The 22967-nt window shown below is 70.6% G+C and carries 22 protein-coding genes; 8 read left to right on the forward strand and 14 right to left on the reverse strand.

Annotated elements, in window-relative coordinates; all coding sequences use genetic code 11:
* Positions 1 to 1105: 1105 nt before the first annotated feature.
* Entirely contained in the window at positions 1106 to 2101 is a 996-nt protein-coding gene (locus LBW94_RS41355) for a Ppx/GppA phosphatase family protein (RefSeq protein ID WP_225056847.1), read from the reverse strand.
* 169 nt (positions 2102 to 2270) lie between these two features.
* Between LBW94_RS41355 and LBW94_RS41360 the strand changes: the two genes are divergently transcribed.
* On the forward strand, positions 2271 to 3056 hold the full coding sequence (locus LBW94_RS41360) for a hypothetical protein (protein ID WP_416277062.1): 786 nt from the start codon (positions 2271 to 2273) through the stop codon (positions 3054 to 3056).
* 122 nt (positions 3057 to 3178) lie between these two features.
* Positions 3179 to 3736 carry an NADPH-dependent FMN reductase gene (locus LBW94_RS41365; RefSeq protein ID WP_225056843.1) on the forward strand — a complete coding sequence of 186 codons (558 nt, stop codon included), beginning with the start codon at positions 3179 to 3181 and terminating at the stop codon, positions 3734 to 3736.
* A gap of 122 nt (positions 3737 to 3858) precedes the next feature.
* On the opposite strand, the gene LBW94_RS41370 is transcribed toward LBW94_RS41365, so the two are convergent.
* From LBW94_RS41370 to LBW94_RS41415, 10 genes are all read right to left on the reverse strand, one after another.
* Positions 3859 to 4548, reverse strand: coding sequence for a response regulator transcription factor (locus LBW94_RS41370; RefSeq protein WP_225056841.1), 690 nt, complete (start codon positions 4546 to 4548; stop codon positions 3859 to 3861).
* Positions 4545 to 5801 (reverse strand): sensor histidine kinase, encoded by a 1257-nt coding sequence (locus tag LBW94_RS41375; protein ID WP_225056840.1) that lies wholly within the window; start codon positions 5799 to 5801, stop codon positions 4545 to 4547. The genes LBW94_RS41370 and LBW94_RS41375 overlap by 4 nt, the downstream gene beginning before the upstream one ends.
* 457 nt (positions 5802 to 6258) lie before the next feature.
* Complete coding sequence (locus LBW94_RS41380) at positions 6259 to 8325, reverse strand: CocE/NonD family hydrolase (RefSeq protein ID WP_225056838.1); 2067 nt, start codon at positions 8323 to 8325, stop codon at positions 6259 to 6261.
* Positions 8326 to 8638: 313 nt separating this feature from the next.
* A complete protein-coding gene (locus LBW94_RS41385) occupies positions 8639 to 9385 on the reverse strand; it encodes a S1 family peptidase (protein ID WP_225056836.1) in 747 nt (248 codons plus the stop codon).
* Positions 9386 to 9635: 250 nt separating this feature from the next.
* On the reverse strand, positions 9636 to 10382 hold the full coding sequence (locus tag LBW94_RS41390; protein WP_225057040.1) for a phosphoglyceromutase: 747 nt from the start codon (positions 10380 to 10382) through the stop codon (positions 9636 to 9638).
* Between the two features lie 155 nt (positions 10383 to 10537).
* The gene (locus LBW94_RS41395) at positions 10538 to 11437 is read right to left on the reverse strand and encodes an ROK family protein (protein ID WP_225056834.1); all 900 of its coding nucleotides are present in this window, start codon (positions 11435 to 11437) and stop codon (positions 10538 to 10540) included.
* A gap of 68 nt (positions 11438 to 11505) precedes the next feature.
* Positions 11506 to 12180, reverse strand: coding sequence for a nitroreductase family protein (locus tag LBW94_RS41400; RefSeq protein ID WP_225056832.1), 675 nt, complete (start codon positions 12178 to 12180; stop codon positions 11506 to 11508).
* A 48-nt stretch (positions 12181 to 12228) separates the two neighbouring features.
* Positions 12229 to 12744, reverse strand: coding sequence for a YbjN domain-containing protein (locus LBW94_RS41405; protein ID WP_225056830.1), 516 nt, complete (start codon positions 12742 to 12744; stop codon positions 12229 to 12231).
* Positions 12744 to 14093 (reverse strand): D-inositol-3-phosphate glycosyltransferase, encoded by a 1350-nt coding sequence (mshA, locus tag LBW94_RS41410; protein ID WP_225056828.1) that lies wholly within the window; start codon positions 14091 to 14093, stop codon positions 12744 to 12746. The genes LBW94_RS41405 and mshA overlap by 1 nt, the downstream gene beginning before the upstream one ends.
* Positions 14094 to 14366: 273 nt before the next feature.
* Positions 14367 to 15197, reverse strand: a complete 831-nt coding sequence (locus LBW94_RS41415; protein ID WP_225056827.1) for an alpha/beta fold hydrolase — start codon at positions 15195 to 15197, stop codon at positions 14367 to 14369.
* Between the two features lie 83 nt (positions 15198 to 15280).
* Here LBW94_RS41415 and LBW94_RS41420 point away from each other — a divergent pair, with 83 nt between their 5' ends.
* Together LBW94_RS41420 and LBW94_RS41425 are read left to right on the forward strand one after the other, a co-directional pair.
* Entirely contained in the window at positions 15281 to 16015 is a 735-nt protein-coding gene (locus LBW94_RS41420) for an SDR family oxidoreductase (protein WP_225056825.1), read from the forward strand.
* A 291-nt stretch (positions 16016 to 16306) separates the two neighbouring features.
* Positions 16307 to 17161, forward strand: coding sequence for an LLM class flavin-dependent oxidoreductase (locus tag LBW94_RS41425; protein ID WP_225056823.1), 855 nt, complete (start codon positions 16307 to 16309; stop codon positions 17159 to 17161).
* On the opposite strand, the gene LBW94_RS41430 is transcribed toward LBW94_RS41425, so the two are convergent.
* Both LBW94_RS41430 and LBW94_RS41435 read right to left on the reverse strand, forming a co-directional pair.
* Entirely contained in the window at positions 17158 to 18408 is a 1251-nt protein-coding gene (locus LBW94_RS41430; protein WP_225056821.1) for a L,D-transpeptidase, read from the reverse strand. The two genes, LBW94_RS41425 and LBW94_RS41430, sit on opposite strands and share 4 nt — an antisense overlap.
* A 65-nt stretch (positions 18409 to 18473) precedes the next feature.
* The gene (locus tag LBW94_RS41435) at positions 18474 to 19547 is read right to left on the reverse strand and encodes a UDP-N-acetylmuramate dehydrogenase (protein ID WP_416277063.1); all 1074 of its coding nucleotides are present in this window, start codon (positions 19545 to 19547) and stop codon (positions 18474 to 18476) included.
* Positions 19548 to 19606: 59 nt separating this feature from the next.
* Between LBW94_RS41435 and LBW94_RS41440 the strand changes: the two genes are divergently transcribed.
* From LBW94_RS41440 to LBW94_RS41450, 3 genes are all read left to right on the forward strand, one after another.
* Positions 19607 to 20098 carry a DUF2505 domain-containing protein gene (locus LBW94_RS41440; RefSeq protein ID WP_225056819.1) on the forward strand — a complete coding sequence of 164 codons (492 nt, stop codon included), beginning with the start codon at positions 19607 to 19609 and terminating at the stop codon, positions 20096 to 20098.
* Between the two features lie 97 nt (positions 20099 to 20195).
* Positions 20196 to 20714 (forward strand): DUF2505 domain-containing protein, encoded by a 519-nt coding sequence (locus LBW94_RS41445; protein ID WP_225056817.1) that lies wholly within the window; start codon positions 20196 to 20198, stop codon positions 20712 to 20714.
* A complete protein-coding gene (locus LBW94_RS41450) occupies positions 20684 to 21517 on the forward strand; it encodes a class I SAM-dependent methyltransferase (protein ID WP_416277059.1) in 834 nt (277 codons plus the stop codon). Before LBW94_RS41445 ends, LBW94_RS41450 begins: the two co-directional genes overlap by 31 nt.
* On the opposite strand, the gene LBW94_RS41455 is transcribed toward LBW94_RS41450, so the two are convergent.
* The gene (locus tag LBW94_RS41455) at positions 21491 to 22099 is read right to left on the reverse strand and encodes a hypothetical protein (RefSeq protein ID WP_225056815.1); all 609 of its coding nucleotides are present in this window, start codon (positions 22097 to 22099) and stop codon (positions 21491 to 21493) included. The two genes, LBW94_RS41450 and LBW94_RS41455, sit on opposite strands and share 27 nt — an antisense overlap.
* A 121-nt stretch (positions 22100 to 22220) precedes the next feature.
* Between LBW94_RS41455 and LBW94_RS41460 the strand changes: the two genes are divergently transcribed.
* A complete protein-coding gene (locus tag LBW94_RS41460; protein WP_225056813.1) occupies positions 22221 to 22967 on the forward strand; it encodes a DUF2993 domain-containing protein in 747 nt (248 codons plus the stop codon).

The raw sequence follows: 22967 nt of genomic DNA on the forward strand, positions 1-22967 counted from the left end.
CCGGGACCCGGATTCGGATTCGGACCGCGGCGCGCCGAGCGCGGCAGCCGGGACGGATCGAGGAATTCGGTGCGCTCACCGGCCGGATCACGCCGCTGATCCGGCGGGATCGGCGCGGCGCCGGGTACCCCCCAGGGCGAGGCCGCCGCGTCGGGGCGGCCCTGCGGAGCGCCGGACTGCCAGGCTGTGGGACCCGCACCCGGTCGTGGCGGGCCGGGGCGCGCTCCCGGTCCGGCCTCCGGCCCCGGTCCGGGACGGGGGCCGGGCCCCTGCCCGGCACGGGGATCGGGATTCTGCCCGGCACGCGGGTCGGGATTCTGCCCGGCACGCGGATCCGGCCCGGGACGGCCGTCCGGACTCGGCGCCGGCCGGGCGGGCGGCTGAGGCAGTGGATCTGGCGGGCGGCGCAGGGCCGGCGGCTCGGCCGCCTCCCGCGCGGTGCCGCGGAACGGCGGCACATCGGCAGTGTCCTCGTCCTCGCGTCGCCGCCGGCGGCGACCACCGCGTTCCGGCGCGGGCGCCGCCGGGCTCTCCGCACTCGCACCCGCGATCTGATCCGACAGCCGTTCCGCCGCCTCCCGCCGCGCCCGGCGGCCACCGGAGGGCGGCGTGTTCTCCGGCGCCGCGAACGGGTTGGGCCGCTCGGCCTCGCTCGCGGCCGGACTCGGCGCCGCCGGATCGGGCCAGCCGAAGGTGCCGGAGTCACGCAGCGACGAATCCGGCATCGCCGGCGTCTGATACCGCGGCGTCCCGCCGAAGGACGGCGGCTCGGCCGCGGGCGCGGCCCACGATTCCGACGCGGGCCACGGCGCCGCGGCCGGATTCGGCGACAGCGGGTCGTACAGCGCGATGGGACCCGACAGTGGCGAATAGGCGGGCTGGGCCTCGGCGTCCGGGGTGGACTGACCCGTCGCGGGCTCGTCGGCGGCGTCCTCGTCGGGCGCGGCATGCGCCGAGCCGTCCCGGACGACCGGCAGATCGCCGGTCAGGTCGTTGACCGGGATTCCGCGGCCGCCACGACGTCGCCGCCCACCGCCGGTGGAGGGGGTGCCGTGGCCGTTGCGCGCCAGCAGTTCGGCCACCGACAACTGCGTGGAATCGTCACTCATCGCGACACCGTTTCGGTCGGTCCGGGGACACCTGTGGGCCGGTTGTTGCCGGCGCCCGGTTCGCTGTCCAGGTCGGTATCAAGTTTGCGCAGAATCAGTCCCTCGCGCAGCGCCCACGGGCAGATTTCCAAGGTGTCCAGGGACAACGCCCGCATACTCGCCTCCGCGACCAATGCGCCGGCCACCAGTTGCTGCGACCGATCGGAACTGACGCCTTCCAGCTCGGCCCGGTCGGCGGCGGTCATCCGGGAGATGAAGGCGATCAGCTGCCGCAGGCCGGAACTGGTGAGAATACGCCGCACCCGGGGGCCCGCCGCCGAGGGGGCGGCGCCGGTCAGGCGGGCCAGGGATCGGAAGGTCTTCGAGGTGCCGACCGCCAGATCCGGCCGCCCGGGAACCAGCAACTGCTTGCCCGGCACCACCAATTCGGCGTCCAGCCAGTCGCGCAGCACCGCGACCCGGCGTTTGCCCGGCGGATCCTCGCGCAACCACTCGCGGGTCAACCGGCCCGCACCCAGTTGCAGCGACAACGCCACATCCGGCGCCTCGTCGGCGCCGTTGCTCATCTCCAGCGAACCGCCGCCGATATCCAGATTGAGCATGCGCCCGGCGCTCCAGCCATACCAGCGCCGCACCGCGAGAAAGGTCAGCCGGGCCTCGTCGGCGCCCGAGAGCACCCGTAACTCGACACCGGTCTCCCGCCGCACCTGGGCCAGCACCTCGTCGGAGTTGGTCGCCTCGCGCACCGCGGAGGTCGCGAACGGCATCAACTGCTCGCATCCGGACGTCTCGGCGATGCTGGCGAACTCGGCGACGGTCTCGGTCAGCCGATCGGCGCCCGCGGCGGTGATGCGCCCCTGATCGTCCATGTTCTCGGCGAGTCGTAACGTCGCCTTCGTCGAGCTCATGGGCGTCGGATGGCCACCCCGATGGGCGTCCACCACCAGCAGGTGGACGGTATTGCTTCCCACATCGAGCACTCCCAACCGCACAAGAACACGGTACTGGGTTGGACCATCCGCGCGAACGGGTAACCCGATAACCCCCGCAACCGCCGCGACAGCGACGGAGCTGTTAGCGTCTCGCGATGTGACGGAACGCGCCGCCGTGAAGCGCCCGAAGGGCCCGCGACCAGCAGCGAAGATCGATCCCGCTCCCGAGGTGGGGCTCGACTTCCCGCGGGAGTGGCTCGAATTCGCCGACCCGGACAACGACGAGCACACCATCGTGGCAGATCTGACCTGGCTGCTGTCCCGCTGGACCTGCGTGTTCGGCACGCCCGCATGCCAGGGCATCATCGACGGCCGCCCCGACGACGGTTGCTGTTCGCACGGCGCCTTCCTCTGCGACACCGACGACCGCAAGAAACTCCAGCGCGCTGTGAAACTTCTCACACCCGACGAGTGGCAGTTGATGGACGAGGCCCGCGACGACAAGGGCAGGGTCCGCGCGAAGCTGTACCTCGAGCGGGACGAACTCGACGACGAGCCCGCCCTGCGCACCCGCCGGTACGACGGCGCCTGCATCTTCCTGAACCGCCCCGGCTTCGCCGGCGGCGTCGGCTGCTCCCTGCACATCATGGCGATGCGCGAGGGCGTCGAACCCCTCACCGTGAAACCGGATGTGTGCTGGCAGCTTCCGATCCGCCGCACCCAGGACTGGGTGGACCGCCCCGACGGCGTCCAGATCCTGCGCACGGTCATCACCGAATACGACCGCCGCGGCTGGGGCCCCGGCGGCGAGGACCTGGCCTGGTACTGCACCGGTTCCCCCGACGCCCACGTCGGCACCCGGCCGGTCTGGCAGTCCTACGCCCCCGAACTGACCGAACTGATCGGCAAACCCGCCTACGACGAGTTGGCCCGCCACTGCAAACGCCGCGAGGGCCTGGGCCTGATCGCCGTCCACCCGGCCACCACCGCAGCCGAGGCGAAAGCAGCGAAATAACCGAACCGCTCGGCCCGCGACCGAACCCGCGCCACCCGGCACCCGCGAACCAGCGGGGCACGTGACCGAAACCCACCGGAAAACAACGGAATACGAACCGGACCCACGGACTTGTAGACCCCGTGGGCACACACCTCCTGCTGATCTCCGGCAGCACGCGCACCGGCTCGACCAACACCGCAGCCCTGCGCACCCTGCAACAGGTTGCCCCCCAAGGCATTTCGACCCACCTCTACGACGAGCTGACCACCCTCCCCGCCTTCGTCCCCGGCGACGACCCATCCCCGCCACCGGTGACCCGTTTACGCCACCACCTGGCCGCCGCCGACGCCGTCCTCTTCTGCACCCCCGAGTACGCGGGCCTGATCCCCGGCGCCCTGAAGAACCTCCTGGAGTGGACGGTAGGCACCGCCGACCTGTCCGCCAAGCCGGTCGCCTGGATCACCGTCGCCGTCCCCGGCCGCGGCGACGGCGCCACCACCTCCCTGCGCACGGTCCTCGGCTACGTCGACGCCGACATCATCGAATCCGCCTGCACCAGAATCCCGATCCTCAGCGCCGACGTGGCAGCAGACGGCACCATCCCGTCCCCGGACATCCGCACCCACCTGGCAACCGCCGCCGAATCCCTGACCGCCGCCTTACCCGCACAACCGAAGCTTCCCGGCGCAACCCACTGATCTCGCGAGCACCTGGGTGACTCCCCGGGAAACTCCCACCCGAGCGGCACTCACGCAGGACCTGTGACCAACTCCCGAGGCTCCGACTCGTACGGCCGGAAAACGCGGCGAGGCGGACACGCTCAAGCTTCGAGCTTGTAGCCCAGGCCTCGGACCGTCACCAGGTGTTCCGGCTTCGCCGGATCCGCCTCGATCTTGGACCGCAGTCGCTTCACATGCACGTCCAGGGTCTTGGTGTCGCCGACATAGTCCGCACCCCACACCCGGTCGATGAGCTGGCCGCGGGTCAGCACGCGCCCGGAGTTGCGCAGCAGGTATTCGAGCAGGTCGAATTCCTTCAGCGGCAGCGTCACGGGCCTGCCGTTGACCTGCACGGTGTGCCGGTCCACATCCATCCGGACCGGTCCGGCCTCCAGCACACCGTTCTCGCTGGTGCCGTCCATCTCCTCACCGGCGCCGCGTCGCAGCACCGCGCGGATGCGCGCGATCAGTTCGCGCGACGAGTACGGCTTGGTGACGTAGTCGTCCGCGCCGAGCTCCAGCCCGACCACCTTGTCGATCTCGCTGTCGCGCGCGGTCACCATGATCACCGGCACGCTGCTGCGGGTCCGCAACTGCTTGCACACGTCGGTACCGCTCATCCCGGGCAGCATCAGGTCGAGCAGCACGATGTCGGCACCGGACCGATCGAACTCGGCCAGGGCGGACGGGCCGTCGCCGACCACGGTGACCTCGAACCCCTCCTTGCGCAGCAGGAACGCGAGCGGATCGGCCAGCGACTCTTCGTCCTCGACGATCAGCACACTCGTCATCGGGTTGCCTCCACACCGTTGGGTCTGGCGCGCGCCGCAGGGCGTGCGCCGGTTTCCTTCTTGCCCACCTGGATCGTGGCGGGATTCTTCTTCTCCACCGGGACGGTGGAGATCTGGTCTTCGGACTCGACAGCGGGTATACGCAGCGTGAACGTGGAGCCGGTACCGAGTTTGCTCCACAGGGCTATCTCACCGTTGTGGTTCGCGGCCACGTGCTTGACGATAGCCAGTCCCAGTCCGGTGCCGCCGGTCGCCCGGGAGCGCGCCTTGTCGGCGCGGAAGAAGCGCTCGAACACCCGCTCCTGATCCTCCTTGGCGATACCGATGCCCCGATCGGTGACGGCGATGTTCACGTGACCACCGCGCAGCGACCGGCTCACCGACACGTGCGAGCCCTTCGGCGAGTAGTTGATGGCGTTCTCCACCAGGTTGGACAGCGCGGTGACCAGCAGCGTCTCGTCCCCGAGGATCTCGAGCCCGCTGTTGGAATCGGTGCTGACGGTGATACCGGCCGCCTCGGCGGCGGTGCGGGAGCGCTCGATGGCGGCGTTGACGACGGTGTCGACGTCGACGGCCTCCAGTTCCGGCAGCTTCTCCGCGCCCTGCAATCGCGACAGCGCGATCAGCTCGGTGACCATCTTGCCCATCCGGCGGGATTCGGCGAGCAGCCGCTGACCGAAGTGCCGCACCGAGTCCGGATCGTCGGCGGATTCCAGCAGCGCCTCGGCCAGCAGGCTCATCGCGCCGACCGGGGTCTTCAACTCGTGGCTCACATTGGCCACGAAATCGCGACGGGTCGCCTCCATCCGCGCCTGCTCGGAGTCGTCGTCGCCGAACAGCACCACGAAGTTGGACTCCTCGCGCGACAGCGACCGCGCCACGCCGCGCACCGCGATCCGGCTGCGGCCGGGCATCGGGTTCTTGGCGGTCAGGTCGAAGTCGACGTCCTCGCCGGTGGCGAGCACCTTCTCCACCGCGGACCAGGCGCGTTCGTCCAGCAACCGGTCGCGGACCAGGCCGAGTTCCTCCGCACGCGGATTCACCAGCACCACGTCGCGGTATTCGTCGACCACCGCGATACCGCTCTCGGACGCGAGCACGATGAGGTCGAGCACCTGTGACATGGTCAGCCCGGAATCCGCCTCGCGACGCTGCGCCTGCCGCGCGTTCACATAGGGAATGAGCAGCCCGCCGACAGCCAGGCCAACAACGGCCGCAAGTACTGCCAACAGCACGGCCTCGGGAACGCTCACCATTGAATCGTACGGTCGCCGACGCCTTCCCCGAGCACGGGTCCGGGAAGTTTCTCGCAGGTCACAGGCACTTATGCGAGCATTAGCCCGGCGTTTACGAAAAATTCTCCCTGGTCGGTGGTTCAGAATTTCCCGAACTTTCCCGCGGCGACAATGGTGGCACCGGTACTTTTCCTTCCGGCACCGGGGGTCTCACGATCGGGCGACACCGATGTGAACGACACCTGATTGTGATCCAGAGTATCGCGCGACCCGCTGTCCGGCCCGAATGTGATATCCGCCGCACGCCCCGGATCACCGGGTGATCGATCGGCCGCGGCGGAGAATTCCGGGACACACGCCGTTGTGCGTCCCGGCCTGCCGGAGCCCGCCCGGCGCGCAGTGGCCGGGCGGTCCGGTCCGACGTCCGATCGGTGTCCGGCCCACCCCTGCCGGGCCGGACACCGATCGGAGGAACTCACCAGCCGGTGTCGCCGCGCAGGGAGATGTTCACGTAGCTGGGCGCATCCGGATCCAGTCGCAGATGCTCGGGCCGCAGTCCGGTGTCGAGCAGCATCGGCGTGATGGGCAGGCCCTTCGGGAAGTTGCCCGCGAACACGTCCACCCGCAGCCGATGGCCCGCGTGCAGCACCGCGCTGGTGGCGGGCAGCGCGATGTCGAGGGTGGTCGGCTCGCCCGGCACCGTCGGTTGCCGCCGGTCCAGCGAGGTGTAGGCGCGCGGATCGGTGTAGTCGCCGGTGTCCGAGCGGGCGCTGTGCTCCTCGTCGACCTGCCGCAGCGAGGCCATCAGCTGACCGGAGGTCAGCACGGTCGAGCGGCCGTCGGGGGCGACGTCGTTCACGGTGACCACCCAGTACCCGTCGGCGGCGTCCTGCACGGTCTCCAGATGCGCCGCGATCGGCCCGGAGATCGTGGTCGGCCCGACGACCGGATCGCTGGTGAAGGTGAGCGCGTTGCTCTCGGCGATCCGGGAGTCCAGCGCGCAGGCGTCCACCACGGACAGCAGTCCCATGGTCGCCTGCGCGGTGTCGTTGGAGCACAGCATGGTCAGGCCGGGCGCCACGGTCAGCTGGGCCGGGTCCGGATCGGCCGCGCCGCTCAGCGCACCGTCGAATACGCTCGCGGCGGTGCCGGTTCCGTTGGCGGACAAGTACATCCGCCGGTAACGCCCGGACTCGTCGGCCGGCTCGGAGGCACCGAAACCGCCCTGGGTCACCCAGCCGCCGCCCTGCTGCCGCAGGGTCACCGGGCCGTACTCGTCGATACCGTTGTCGATTCCTCTGAGCCACTTGTCGAACCACGCGCGCTGCAACACGTCCAGCCGCGGCGGCAGGCCCGGCTTACCGGCCTCGCTGCCGGAGGACACGTGATAGGTGTTGCCCATCAGCAACTGCTTCTGCCCCGGCGGCAGCGGAATCGCGTCGTAGATCTTCGATTCCGAGTAGGTGAACAGGTCGTGCCAGCCGCCGACGACGAAGGTCGGCACCCGCACCCGGCTCGGATCACCCAGCCACGCTTGCCGTTCCGAGGTGACATCGGTGAGCATGTCGCGCACCCGCGGGTCCAGATCCTCGATCCGGGTGCTGGTGTAGGCGCTCAGCAGCACGTCCATGTAGGTGAAGGGGTCGGCCTCGCGGTCGGCGAGCCAGCGGGTGTCGAAGGTGCCGTTCGCCAGCGCCGACAGGTCCGGCACCAGCTTCAGGCCGTCGACCAGGCTCAGCCACAGCGGGATGAAGTTGAAACCGAAGCCGCCGCCGGGCGCCAGCACGTCGTCGACGAGGTCGCTGCCGGGCACCACCGGGAAGATCGCGCGCAACGCGGCGGGCCGTCGCTGTGCGGCCTGCAACTGGTTGATGCCGGAGTAGGACATGCCGTTCATGCCGATCCGGCCGTCGGACCACGACTGCCGCGCCGCCCAGTCGATCACCTCGACCGAGTCCTGCTGTTCCCGGTCGCGCAGCATGTCCCAGTCGCCCTGGGAGAAGCCGGTGCCGCGCACGTCCACCACCACCTGGGTGTACCCGCCGCGGATCAGGTCGCGGTCGACCGCGAAATTGCGCATCTCGCCGTTGCCCACGGCATTGAGCAGGTCACCGAGCCCGGACATCGGGGTGCCGTCGAGATCGATGCTCCGGAAGAAGGCGAGCAGCGAGTCCGACAGCCCCGGCACGGACTGGAGTTGATCGGCGACCGCCGACAGCAGTTTGGTGTAGGGCGTCAGGTTGACGATGGCCGGCGTGGCGGTGTCGACGGGCCGTCCGGCGGCATCGGCGGGCCGGTACACGTTGGCCTTCAGCACCACGCCGTCGCTCATGGTGATCGGGACATCCCAGTCGATGTGGATGTTCGGGTAGTCCTGCGGACCGTCCTCGGCGGCGGCCCACGCGGTCCCGGCCGATCCCCCGTCGGGGCCGGCGGTCGCCGGGGCGGCGGACGCGGCGGACGGGGTCACCGCGGTGGCGAAGAAGGGAACCGCCACGGCGGCGGCGGTCGCCGCGACTGTGACGCGAAACGCGTGCTTCATCGAACGTGATCCATCTCTCGCTGAACCGAACGAACGAGAGTGTATCTACCGACCAGTAGGTTGCAACCATCGGTAACACCAACTGGAAGAGAATTCTCTCATTCCCTCACGCACCGGCACGGTACGCGCACCGGAGCGGTCGGCGAAAGCGCAGGCCCAGCCACGGCACGGCGGGGACACAGCCATGCGGCCGGTGATACCCGGACCCGCCGACATGCGAGCGGGACCACAGTCGAGCCGAGCGGAACCGAAGCCCATCCACATGGGGCGATCCGGGCCCGACCCGCAGCGCGCGGTCGGGCCCGGCCGGCGATCAGAAGGTACGGAACCCCGCGCCCACCCCACCGTGGTGGTTGATGTCCGCGAGCACCGCGGTGATGGTGGTCGCCACCTCCGGCTCGTGCACCGGATCACCGGCGCCCTCGCACATCGGCAGTTCGATGCTGACCGGCCCGGCGTCGATATCGGTCGCGCCGATCACCATGCCCACCACCCGATCACCGAGCAGCACCGGCGCACCCGAATCACCGTGGTTGGCGCACACCTGACTCCGGAAGAACACCGGATTCGACTCCCAGACCAGACCACAGGTGTACCCGGTGGTGCGGCCGTTCTTGCACGCGATATCGCCGACGTTCGGCGGCGCGCCGATACCGTCGATCACCGACTGCGCGACCTGCCGGGTGGGGGTGACCCGGGCCGGATCGAATTCGATCACCCCCCAGTCGCCGCCCGCGCTCTTGTTGGCGATCACGCCGATAACGCCCGAATGCACCGACTCCTCGGCCAGGATCCGCGCACCCACCTCACCGCAGTGCCCGGCGGTCAGCCCGACCAGCTTGTTGCTCGCGTCGAAACCGATCGCGGTGATCGTGCAGGCCCCGATCGAATCCGGATCGTCGAGTTGTTCGACGAAGACCCCCGAACCACCGCCGATCACGGCCGGCCCGTCCGCGGCGGCCGTGCCCGCCCCCGCCAACGCCGCCGCCCCCGCACTCACCGACGCGGCCGTCAGCACCAGAACCCGACGCACCGCTCGGGCCCGGCTTGCTGCACCCATGTGTCATTCCCTTTTCTGCTCACCCGGATCGCGCTCCGGGAAGGATTCCCTCGCGCCCACCGCCGCGGCAGCCGGAACCGTGACGGATCGAAATCCCCCTTGGCAGAATGTCTTTCAACGGCCGCCGGGCGCTGAACGGACCAACGCTACCAGCCGGGCCCCCATCCGACCAGTGCGCATTTCGAACACCTGGCCGACATACGAACGCGCCCCGGACGTCCGAGGACATCCGGGGCGCGTGCGAAAGGTGTTACTTGGCACCCTGATTGGCGACCGCGGCCGCGCCCGCGGCGGCGGCCTCCGGATCGAGGTACTCGCCCGCACCGATCGGGCGCAGATTCTCGTCGAGCTCGTAGCGCAGCGGGATGCCGGTCGGGATGTTCAGCGCGGCGATGTCGTCGTCGGAGATGTCCTCCAGATGCTTCACCAGCGCGCGCAGCGAATTGCCGTGCGCGGCGACCAGCACGGTCCGGCCGGTCAGCAGCTCCTGCGAGATGGTCTCCTCCCAGTACGGGACCATCCGCGCGACGACATCCTTCAGGCATTCGGTCGCGGGCACGTCGATGCCGGCGTAGCGCGGATCGCCGTCCTGGCTGTACTCCGAATCCGCCGCGATCGGCGGCGGCGGGGTGTCGTAGCTGCGCCGCCACAACATGAACTGGTCTTCGCCGTACTGGTCCCGGACCTGCGCCTTGTTCTTGCCCTGCAGGTCGCCGTAGTGCCGCTCGTTGAGCCGCCAGTCCCGGACCACCGGAATCCAGTGCCGGTCGGCGGCGTCGAGGGCGAAGTTCGCGGTGCTGATCGCGCGGCGCAGCAGCGAGGTGTAGACGATATCGGGCAGGATGCCGTGTTCCTTCAACAGCTCGCCGGCCCGCTTACCCTCGGCGATGCCCTTGTCGGTCAGGCGCACGTCCACCCAGCCGGTGAACAGGTTCAGGGCATTCCATTCGCTCTCGCCGTGGCGCAGCAGCACGAGGGTGTAGGTCATGCCGACAATCCTCCCACGAGCGCTTTCCCGTCGCCGAGCCGATCCGGCCCCGGCCGTTCGGGGTTCACCGGATGAACCGATCCGCCTCCGGCCGTTCACGATTCACCGGCCGAGGCGCCTCCGGGAGTGCACGGTGCACCGGCCGAACCGATCCGCTCCGGCCGTCACGGTTCACCGATCGCGCCGCCTCCGGCCAGCACCCCGGCGCCGACCAGGGTGGCGCCGCCGGAGATCTCGGACGGCAGCACCCGCAGTTCCCGGGTGAAGGCCAGCCGGGCATGCTCCCGGATCGCGGCCCGCATCGGATCCCACAGCGGCGCACCGGATTCCGCGAATCCCCCGCCGATCACCACGCGGTCGATGTCGAGCAGCGCGGCCGCGGACGAGATCGCCGTGCCCAGCGCGGTGCCCGCGCGGTGCAGCGCCGCCACCGCGACCGCGTCCCCGGCCGCCGCATCGCGCGCCAGCTCCACTCCGGTAGCGCCGGACCACCCTTGCGACCGGGCCCAGCGCACCGAGGACATCCCGCTGGCCACCGCCTCCACACACCCGCGGCCGCCACACGCGCACGGCGTGTCCCACCCCGGTACCACGATGTGGCCGACATGCCCGGCATTGCCGGTGTTGCCCACCGCGACCCGCCCATCGATGACGATCCCGCCCCCGATCCCGGACGACACGGTCATGGCCATCCCGTTGCGCACCCCGCGCAATCCGCCCACATGATGTTCGGCCAGCACCAGGCAGGCGCCGTCCACCGCGAGCCGGACCACCGCTCCGGGAAAGACCTCCCCGACCGCCGCGACGATCGGAAATCCGGTGTGCCACTCCGGAATGTTGAGCGGCGCGATGACCCCCTCGGACACCCGCACCGGCCCCGCCGACCCGATACCGACCGCGGTCACCGTCTCCCCCGCGGCCACCTCCCGCAACAGCCCACAGCAGCCCTCCCACACCCGTTCGGCCGGTACCGGCGCCTGCCGCACCTGCTCGACCGTCGTTCCCCGGACCACCCCGGCCGCGAACTTCGTCGCCCCGATGTCCAGCGCCAGCACCGCCGTCATGCCACCTTCTCATCGCACCCACCGCATCCGCGCCTCGAGCCCGTCGTCACGGCACGGGCGGCCGTCGGTCAGCCGGTGAACGCTCCGCCGTCGAAGCGGTCGACGGTCGTGAAGTCCTCGACCGTGGCGCGGCGCAGGCGAGTCGGCTGCCTCACCGGGTGGCCGAGCGCGACCACCGCGGCCACCGCGTACTCCGCCGGCACCCCGAGCAGGGCCTTCACCTGCGGTTCGGAGCGGATCAGCATGGTGGTGATCACGCCGCCGAGCCCGTGCTCGCGGGCGGCGAGCAGCACACTCCACACGAACGGGTAGACCGAGGCGCCACCGGCGAAGGTGTACCGGTCGAAATCCCGGTCCATCGCGGCGAGCGCACGCTGATCGGCCAGCACCACCAGCAGGGCGGGCACCTCGTGCAACTGCTCGGCGAAGCCCTCGCGCGCGGTGGTCGGCCGCGCCTCGGCCAGCGCGCGGGTCTCGGCCGCGCGGTCGGTGATCGGGGCCCACGCCACCAGCCCGGCGCGGCCCAGGGCCAGATAGTCGTACCAGCCGACGAGATACAGATCCCGCAGCGCGGCACGCAGTTCCGGATCGCGGACGACGATCGCCCGCCAGCCCTGCCGATTGCCGCCGCTGGGCGCGAACCGGGCGGTGTCGAGGATCTCGTACAGGGTCTCGTCGGCCACCGGCTCGCCGGTGAACTCGCGGACCGCCCCCGTCGTCCGTAACGCGTCGCGTAGCTCCATGCCCCGAGCGTATCCAGCGCACCCACGCGACGGGGCGCGCACCTCCGGCTACTCCGAATCGGCCGGAGCCGGGGCCGCGTCGTCCACCAGATGTTCGAAGGCCCGCAGATTGTGCAGCGACTCGCCGCGCGACACCCGCCAATCCCATTCCCGCCGAATGGCTCCGGCGAATCCGAGCTCCAGCAGGGTGTTGAAGTCGTCGTCGGTGGCCTGGAGGATCTGGCCGAGGATCCGGTCCAGTTCCTCCGCGCTCACCGCCGACGTGGCGATCCGGCCCACCAGATAGATGTCACCCACCTGGTCCAGCGCATAGGCGACGCCGTAGAGCTTGGCGTTGCGCCGCAACATGAAGGAGTGCACGCCGTCGGCGTTCTCCTCCGGCTTGCGGCAGACGAAGGATTCGAAGCGCACCCCGTGGGCGCTCACGGTCAGCATGACCGGTGTGCGGAACTTGCGCTCACCGGGCAGGATCGCGACGAAGGTCTCCGGGTTCTCCCGGGTGTACTCGATCTCGTGGTCGCGCAGCACGTCCTCGACCAGCTGCGCGGTCTCCGCGACGGTCATCAGCGCATCACTCCGATCCGGCGCCGCCACAGCGCCCGGGATCTGGTCTGGCCGACCTCCAGCGGTCCGCCGGCCGCCAGCCACGATGGCGCGCCGCGGAACTCCAGCAACGCGCGCGAGTAACTGTCGAGCAGGCCCTCCGCGGTGTGCTCCCAGGAGAAGTTCGCGGCGTGCTCGACGGCCGCCACCCCCATCCGGTGCAGCCGGCCCGGATCGTCCAGCATGCGGCGCAGGGCGGCCGCCCACTCCGGAGCGCCGTGCCCGGGCACCAGCAGTCCGGACACCCCGTCCCGCACCGCGGTACCCAGCCCGCCGACCCGCGCGGCGAGCACCGGGGTGCCGCTGGCCTGCGCCTCGATGGCCACCAGCCCGAACGACTCGTTGTAACTCGGCACCGCCACCACGTCCGCGGCCCGATACACCTGCACCAGTTGCTGCGGCGGCTGCGGCGGCAGGAAGGTCACCCGGTCGGCGATGCCCAGGGTGGCGGCCAGCTCGATCAGCGCGTCCGGCCGTTGCAGACCGGTCCCGGACGGGCCGCCGACGATCAGCACCCGCAACCGCCGGTCCGGTTCGGTCCGCAGCACCTCCGCGGCGGCGCGAACCAGCACGTCGGGGGCCTTCAACGGCTGGATCCGGCCGATGAACGCCACCACCTGCTCGTCGCGGCGGATACCCAGCGCGGCCCGCGCGGCGGCGGAGTCACCGGGCCGATAGCGCGTCAGATCGGCGCCGGGCAGCGCGATATCGATGCGGTCCGGATCGGCTCCGTACAGGTCGACCAACTGCCGGGCCTCGTCACCGGTGTTGACGACCAGCCGATCGGCCTCGGCGATGACCTGCTTCTCCCCGATCTCCCGCGCGACCGGCTCCGGGGTGTCGCCCTCCGCGAGATAGGCGTTCTTCACCGCCGCCAGCGTGTGCGCGGTGTGCACCAGCGGCACCCGCCAGCGGTCCCGGGCCAGCCAGCCGACCTGGCCGGACAGCCAGTAGTGCGAATGCACCAGGTCGTAGTGACCGGGCAGATGCCGGGCCTCCTGCCGCAGCACCTCGGCGGCGAACGGGCACAGCTGGGTGGGCAGATCGTGCTTGTCCAGCCCCTCGAACGGCCCGGCGACCACGTGCCGCACCAGCACCCCCGGCGCGGCCTCCACCACCGGCTCGTCGTTGGAGGAGGTGGCCCGGGTGAAGATCTCCACTTCGACGCCGCGGCGGGCCAGCTGGACGGCGGTTTGCAGCACGTAGACGTTCATACCGCCCGCGTCTCCGGTACCCGGCTGGGCGAGAGGTGAGGTGTGCACCGACAACACGGCGATCCGATGGGGCCGTAGGTCCGGGCGTTGACTCACCCCTCCAGTGTGCACGGCCGGTTCCGAGCGGCCTCGCTCGCTCCGCCACCGAGTGACTGCCGTCACAAGCGGGCACCCGTTCGCCACCCGGAGTTCTGTGCGCTCACCCACACACCTGGCCACGGTCTCGGCGCTGCTCCGGTTCGACACATGCCGGGGCGATACCCGGCCGGATCACCGCGAAACCATCCGGACCACGGAACCCGTTGCAGCACAACGGTTCAACAGCACAAAGCCGCTGATATCCGCCGAGTGGAACGTTCCGGATGTCCCTCAGGCGCTCGGCAGGGTGTCGGCGAACTCGGTGACCTCGGCGGCGAAGCGGTCCGGGTCCTCGATGAACAGGCCGTGCTGGGCACCCTCCCAGAACGAGGTGCGGGAATCCGGGACGGCCGCGGCGGTGTAGCGGCCGTTCTCCGGCGGGACCACGGGGTCTTCCAGGCCGTGCAGGACCAGGACCGGTACGTCGAGAGTGCGCAGCGTGGCGGTGTTGTCGACGGTCCGGTACATCAGGGCCTTGCGGACCCGGGGCGGGGTTGCGAGGCTGCCGCCGAACAGGCGTTGCGCGTCGACACCCTTGTCCCGCCCGGCGCCGGTGTTGGCGCTGCCGAACGCTCCGAACCCGCGTATCGCCTTGCCCGCGCTCTCCTCGAACACGTCGGGAATGGCCGTGCGCATCGCCGGGCCGGGTTCCGAACCCGGCACGCCCCGGCCGATCCCGGCCTGCGCGCCGCAGTAGACGACACCGGCGACCGCAACCGTGCCGTACCGCGCCAGATAGTCGCTGAGCACGATGCCGCCGTAGGACCAGCCCAGCAGCACTGCCCCGGTCTCGATCCCCTCCCCGGCCAGCACCGCCGCGACATCGGCGGCCCAGTTCGCCGGATCGTCGTAACCACCCTCCGGCGCATCGGAGTAGCCGTGCCCGCGCAGGTCGACGGCGAGCACCCGAAACCGCCGGGCCAGCACGTCGGCGGCGCGGCCCCAGCACCGGAGGTTGCCCGCCCACCCGTGCAGCAGGAGCAGCGGCCGCCCGTCCGCGGGCCCGGTCACCCGGTACACGATGGCGGTACCGTCCGCGCTCACGACTTCCCGAATCGACATGCCGCCAGGCTAGCGGCACGTCGTGGCGGTGATCACCGCCGCCGACCGGGCAACCCGCGACGGCCACGTCCTAAGCTCGGCCCATGACCTCTCGCACCGCCGTCGTCACCGGCGCCAGTTCCGGAATCGGGGAAGCCACCGCCCGTCAGCTCGCGGCGCAGGGCTGTCACGTCGTCGTCGGGGCCCGGCGGCTGGACCGGTTGCAGCGGCTCGCCGACGAGATCGGCGGGACGGCACTGCCGCTGGACGTGACCGACGACGCCTCGGTGCGCGCGTTCACCGACGCCGTCGACCAAGTGGACATCCTGGTCAACAATGCCGGCGGCGCTCACGGCCTGGCCCCGGTCGCCGAGGCCGACCTGGACGACTGGCGCTGGATGTGGGAGACCAACGTGCTGGGCACGCTGCGCGTCACCAAGGCGCTGCTGCCGAAACTGATCGCCTCCGGCGACGGCCTGATCGTCACCGTCACCTCGATCGCCGCGCTGACCACCTACGAGAACGGCGGCGGCTACACCTCCGCCAAGCACGCCCAGGGCGTCCTGCACCGCACCCTGCGCGACGAACTGCTGGGCCAGCCCGTGCGGCTCACCGAAATCGCCCCCGGCGCGGTCGAAACCGAATTCTCCCTGGTCCGCTTCGAGGGCGACGCCGACCGCGCCGCCAAGGTCTACCAGGGCATCGACCCGCTGGTGGCCCAGGACATCGCCGAGATCATCGGCTTCGTCGCCGACCGCCCCGCCCACGTCAACCTCGACCAGATCATCGTCAAACCCCGCGACCAGGGCGCCGCCGGCCGCTTCGCCCGCCGCGGCTGACCACCGCACCCGCCTGCCACGGCGTCCGGCTGTCCGGTGGTCGGCCGCCGCAATCACGCACCGCGACAGCCGGATTCCACCGCACTCGGTGCCCCCGGCCGGGCAGTGCGGCGGCAGGCCGCCGCAGCGGTCAGCCGCCGCAACCGTCGGGCACAGCGACGGTCGGATCCCGCCACGCTCGGACACCGCGAGCGTGGGCCGGTGTGGCGATCAGCTCGGACGTCGCCGTGATCCGGCACGAATCCTGTTCGGCGCGTCCCGATTCCGCATCGGGCTCGGTAGCATCCGAGGGTGCGATTCGCAGTGTCCGTGCCGAACCTCGGCGAGTTCACCGACCCCGGGCAGGTCGCCGAGCTGGCGCGGCGCGCCGAAGCGGCCGGCTGGGACGGCTTCTTCGTCTGGGACCACGTGGTTTTCGCCTACGGACCGATCGACACCGCCGACCCGTGGGTGCTGCTGACCGTGGTCGCCGCGGCCACCACGCGAATCCGCTTCGGCCCCATGGTCACTCCAGTGGCCCGCTACCGTCCCGGCCCGCTGGCGCGCCGCACCACGACGCTGGACCGGATGTCCGGCGGCCGCTTGGTGTTCGGCGCGGGGCTGGGTTTCACACTGCCCGCCGAATTCGGCACCTGGGGCGAATCCGTGCGACCACGGGAGGTGGCCGACCGGCTCGACGAGGGTCTGGCCGTCCTCGCCGGACTCTGGTCCGGCGAACAGGTGGATTTCCACGGCGAGCACCTGACCGCCACCGAGGTCACCTTCCGCCCCACCCCGATACAACGCCCGCGCCCACCGGTGTGGATCGGCTGCGACTGGCCCCACCGCCGGCCGTTGCACCGCGCGGTGCGCTGGGACGGTGTCGCGCCGACCATGGTCGACCCGGCCGCCGGCTCCTGGCGTCCCACCCCGGCCGCGGTCACCGAACTGGTCGCGACCATCGGCGAACTACGCAGCAGCACAGACCCGTTCGATGTCGTGATCACCGGCCGCACCCTCGCTACCGAACCGGCCGCGGCCCGCGAGACCACCGCCGCCATCGCCGCCGCGGGCGCGACCTGGTGGGTGGAAGGATTCCGCCCCGGGCCCGGCGAATACGCTGCCGCTCTCCGCCGGATCGAGGCCGGTCCGCCGCGCGCGGCCTAGTGCCCGCCGACCGCCTGCGGCGGCAGCGGGGTGGCCGACACCACGCCGGCCGGTTCACCGTGCAAGGCGGACAACGTCTTCCAGGTGTCCCAGTCGATGGTCCAGTCGTAGATGTCGCCGTCGGCCGCCGACAGGGCGATCGAGGTGCCGGTGACCTCGACCGGGTCGCCGTAGAGCGCGGTCGGGAAGTACTTCTGCGCATCCTCGGTGCCGAGGTTGATGCAGCCGTTGGTGACGTTCGAATTACCTTGCGCGGAAGCCGATTCCGGGTTGGCGTGAATGAATTCGCCGTTGTTGGAGATGCGTACGGCCCAGCGCTCGCGAACGTTGGTGTAGAAGGGCGGATTCGACATCATGAAGTCTTCGTACTTCTCGGTCACCACGTGGATGCCGGAACGGGTCACGTTGCGCGGCTCGTTCCCCTCGCCGTAACTGCACGCGAAGTCGAAGACGATCTGGCCGTCGCGGATCACCTGCACGCGATGCGTCGATGCGACGCCCTTCACGATCTGGCTGCGCCCGATCTTGAACTGCGAGGTGAGATCGCCGTAACCGTAGGCGCCGTCGCCGAGGTCGAGCCCGTACAGCTTGGCGCCGAAGCTCACCGCGGTGCCGGGCGCCCAGTAGTTGTGCGGCCGCCAGTGCGCGCGGGAACCGCCGTTCTCGTCGGGCAGCCAGGCCCAGCCGCCCTCGGTGTCCGGGGTGGTGGTGACAGTCAGCGCCTTCTCCACCGCCGCCTTGTTCACGACGTGGCTCTTGAACTGGAGGATCAGCGAGGCCGCGATGCCGACCTCCTGCCCGTCACCGACGTTGATGGTGGCGGGCACGGACTGCTTGGGGGCCAGCGTGGTGAACTTGCCGGAGATCGGGGTGGATTTGCCGTCGGTGCCGACCGCGGTGCCGCTCCAGGTGTAGGTCGCGTTGTAGCCGAGCGGCTCGGAGACCTTGTAACCGGTGCGGTCCGCGGCGAGATCACCCGTGACCTGCTTGCCGTTGGCGTTGGTCAGCGCGATCTGATCGATGTGCCCGTCGGATACGGTGACCGAGATCGGCGCGACCGGACTGATCCCGGTGCTCCCGTCGCCGGGCTCCAGCTTGACCTTCACCTTCGGAGCGGCCGGGGTGGCGGGTGTGGCCGCGCCACTACCGGACTTGCCGCTCGAGCATGCCGTAGCGACCGCGGCCGTCGCGACGCCGGCCGCCCCCATCAGCAGGGCACGACGACTCACAGCTCCTCGGACGTTCATTTTCTCGAATCTACCGCGAAAAAATTACCGGCCCGGCCGCTGACACCGTGGTGAACACCACGCCGTCAGAGTGTAACGCCGATGGTCACCGGCTCGGGTTCCAACCGGACGCCGAATCGGTCCGCCACACCGTCGCGCACGATACGCGCCAGCGCCACCAGATCGGCGGCGGTGGCGGTGCCTCGATTGGTCAGTGCCAGCGTGTGTTTGGTGGACAAACGCGCAGGTGCGTCCGGGCCCGGGAAGCCCTTCGCGAAGCCGGCCCGCTCGATCAGCCAGCCCGCGGAGAACTTCACGCCGTCCGGCGCGGGGTACGTCGGCACTGTGACATCCCCCACATGCGCGGCGATCGCGTCCAGAATCCGCCGCTCCTGGTCCCGCGGCACCACCGGATTGGTGAAGAACGAGCCCGCACTCCAGGTGTCGTGATCGGCCGGATCCAGCACCATGCCCTTGCCCGCCCGCAGCCGCAGCACCGCGGCCCGGACCTGCGCGGCGGGCCGGGTTCCGCCATCGGCCGCGTCGAGCATCCGGGCCAGTTCCCCGTATCGCAGCGGCGCGCTCGTGCCGTCGGGCCGCAGCGCGAATTCCACCGCGAGCACCACCGCCGCGGAGCTGTGCTTGAGCACCGAGGTGCGGTAACCGAAACCTAGTTCCCCCGGTTCGGCCCAGCGGACGTCGCCGGTCGCGCGGTCCAGCAGTCGTACCCGCCGGATCGTCTGTTCCACCTCGACGCCGTAGGCGCCGACGTTCTGCACCGGCGTCGCGCCCGCGGACCCGGGAATCCCGGACAGGCATTCCAGTCCGCCGAATCCGGCCGCGACGGTCGCGGCGACCACGGCGTCCCAGTCGGCGCCGGCCTCGGCCAGCACCCGATCGTCACCGAATTCCACGGCCGTGGTGGCGACCCGCACCACCACCCCGCCGAACCCGTCGTCCCCGATGAGCAGATTGGAACCACCGGCGAGCAGCAGCACCGGAATTCCGGCGGCGTCGAGGGCCCGCACGGTCGCCACGAGCGAGTCGGTCGTGACGCAGTCGGCGACCGTCGCCGGACCACCCACCCGCAGCGTGGTCAGCGCAGCCAGCGGCACCGAATCGCGCAGCCGCGCACCGGTTGCCGACAACACTTCGCTCACCTCGTCGAACGGCACCACCTGATGTGTACGCACGACCACAGACGGTAGCGTGTGGACCCATGGCGACACCCCTGGCGTTCACCGCTACCTACTCGCATTCGGCGGACGCGGTCCGTGCGGCAATCGCCTCGGAGCAGTACTGGAAGGACCGGCTGGCCGAGGTCGGCGGGCCCGGCGCCCGGCTCGAATCGTTCGAACTGGACGGCGAGGAGCTCACCGTGCGGATGGTGCAGACCATCCCGTCGTCGGAGCTGCCCGGCTCGATCACCTCGGTGCGGCCCGGCGACATGATGATCCCGCGCACCGAGGTCTACGCCGCCGGCTCCAACACCGGCACCTTCACCGCCCACGTCGACGGCGCGCCCGCCGAAGTGAAGGGCACGGTCACCCTGACCGAGGCCGGCACGGGCACCACCGCCACCGTCGAGGGTTCGGTGCACGTCGCGGTCCCATTGTTCGGCAAGAAGATCGAGGCCGTGGTTGCCGAGAAGCTGCTGGAACTGCTGGCTTCCGAGGCCGCCTTCACCGATACCTGGGTCTCCCAGCACTGATCACCCCGCGCCGGCGGCACCGGACACGGTTGCCGACGCGGTCATAATGCGGCCGTGGCGGAAGAGTCGTGAGTCACACCAAGTACCCTCAACGCCCATGACCCGCCGACTGAACTACTCAGCCCGCTTTCCGTTGCGGACCGTGAAAGAGGTGTACGCGCTGCTGTCGGACCGCGCCTACTGGGATGCGCGGATGGAGGAGATGCGCAAGTACTCCCCCAACGAGGTGGTCTCCCTCGACGCCGGGGACAGCGGTGTCGAGATCGTGCTGGAGCAGGTGCTGCCGCGGGTCATGCTCCCCGATCTGGCCCAGTCGATCCTGCGGCGGGACATGGTGATCACCCGCCGCGAGGTGTACGGGCCGTTCGGGCCCGAGGTGTCCGGCGAGTACGTCGCGGAGATCCCGTCCGGTCCGCCGGGCGGGCTGGGCGGCAGCATGCACCTGTTCCCCACCGACACCGGCTGCACGCTGCGGATCACCAACATCGCGACCGTGCAGATCCCGTTCCTGGGCGCCAGACTGGAACAGCTGATGCTGGTCAGTCTGGTGGACCTGCTGCGAGCCGAAGCGGAGTTCACCAAGCAGTGGCTGGACGAGCACAACCCCCTGGCCTGACCGGGCGCACCCCGATCGGCACCGTCACCCGCGGTACCACCGGGGTGAATCGGTTGCGCCGCAGCGATCGGTGGCTGATCCACGACGACCTGGTGATCGACCGGCTGCACCGGGCCCCGGCCCCGCTGGTCGTCGACCTCGGCTACGGCGCCAGCCCGGTCACCACGCTGGAACTGGCGGCGCGGCTGCGCCGGGTGCGGCCCGAGGTCCGGGTGGTCGGCCTGGAGATCGACCCCGAACGGGTGGTGCCGGACCGGGACGGGGTCCGATTCGCCCGCGGCGGTTTCGAACTGGCCGGCTTGCGGCCGGTGCTGGTCCGCGCGTTCAACGTGCTGCGGCAGTATCCGGAGGAGGCGGTCGCCGCGGCCTGGTCGACGGTGCTCGGCAACCTCGCCCCCGGCGGCCTGCTGGTCGACGGCACCTGCGACGAACTGGGCCGGCGCTGCGCCTGGATACTGCTGGACCGCTCCGGCCCGCTGTCGCTGACGCTGGCCTGGGATCCGTTCACCGTCGAACGCCCCTCCGACATCGCCGAGCGGCTGCCCAAGGCGCTGATCCACCGCAATGTCGCGGGGGAGCCGGTGCACGCGCTGCTGTCCGCCGCCGACCGGGCCTGGGCGCGGGCCGCGCCGCTGGCGCCCTACGGACCACGGGTGCGCTGGCGCGCCGCCGCGAAACTGTTGCACGAGAACGGTTTTCCGATCCGGCTCACCCGCCGCCGACTGCGCGACTGTGTGCTCACGGTGCCGTGGCAGGCGGTGGCGCCGAATCCGCCCTCAGGCCCGGGACAGCGCCCGGCGTAACCGCGCGGCCGTCTGCGGCGGCAGGATCGTGGCGGCGTGCCGGATCTCGGCGCCCGCGCAGCGGCGGATGGCGATGGCGTCGGTGACCACCTCGGTCAGCGCCTCCTGCCCGATCCCGGCCTCGGCCAGATCGAGCACGGTCCGCACCGGCGTGGTGACCAGGAAGGTGCCCGCGGATTCCACATCCCGCCCGTGCAGCACCCGGCGCAGCACCACCAGCCCGGGAGCGCTGGGCAACCGGCCGTCACCGGCGGACATGTGCACGAATCGCGGGCGCAGCCGCCCCAATCCGTGCAGTTCGGCCGCGCTGTGATGGGAGACCGCGGCGGCGCCGTCGAACCACGCCGACCACATCGCGTATTCGTCGAGCGGGCCCGCCGGGCAGTCGGCCATCCGCAGCAGCCCGACCCCGACCCGGATCACGGACCCGTCGTCGAGTCCCGTGCGGATCCGGTCCTCGCACCGAGTGCGCCAGACCAGGCGGGTGGTGAAGTATCCGGCATGCCGCTGGGCCAGTTGGCGCAGCGCCCACCAATCGGAGTCCGAATCGCGACTTTCCTTGATAGCGTCATCGCCGGACATGTGATCCAGGTTACGCTGGCGGGCTGGGTCGTATGCCGCAATCGGCACGGACCGAGAAATTGGCCGTGCTCTCAGCCGCGCCACAGGGGTGGCTCATGAAAGCTCGGGAAGAATCGCGGACATGAGTTCGTACCCCCCGGACACCACGGTCGCCACCGGCGCGGGCACCGGCGGCACCGGCAACCTGCGGCGCAACCTCCTGATCGCGGGGCTGGTCGTCGCGCTCGCCGTGGTCGCCACCCTGATCGGCGCGGAGACCTACTACCGCAAGCACTACGCCGACTGCATCGCGGCGCAGACCGAGCACGACCTGGGTTCCAAGGTGTCGGTGCACTTCGGGGCGAAACCGTTGCTGCTCACCGCGATCGATCACAAGGTCGGCTCGGTGACGATGGACAGCGACGACGCCAAGTTCGGCCCCGCCGTCGGCATGAAGGTGCACGCGACGATCAACGACGTCGCGGTGGTCGACGGCGGCGCGAACGTCGGCCACAGCAGCGCCGACGTCACCTGGACCGACGACGGCATCCAGCAGACCCTCAACGGCATGGTGTCCGACGTGAAGTCCAGCGCCTCGGACGGCATGCTGACCGTGAAGGTGCTCGGCGGCCTGGCCGATCTGCAACTGAAACCGCAGATCGTCGGCAACCAGATCCAGGTCACCACCGCATCGGCGTCGCTGCTGGGCATCGGCCTGCCCACCGATCTGGTCTCCGGCATCGTCGATCTGATGACCCAGAGCCTCCAGACCTACCCGCTGGACATGCACCCGACCTCGGTGCAGGTCACCGACAACGGCCTGGCGGTCCGCCTCGCGGGCGGCGCGACGAAGCTGGCGGCGAACCAGAACACCACCATGCGGTGCTGA

This window comes from Nocardia sp. alder85J, from assembly GCF_020176955.2.
Lineage (GTDB): Bacteria > Actinomycetota > Actinomycetes > Mycobacteriales > Mycobacteriaceae > Nocardia.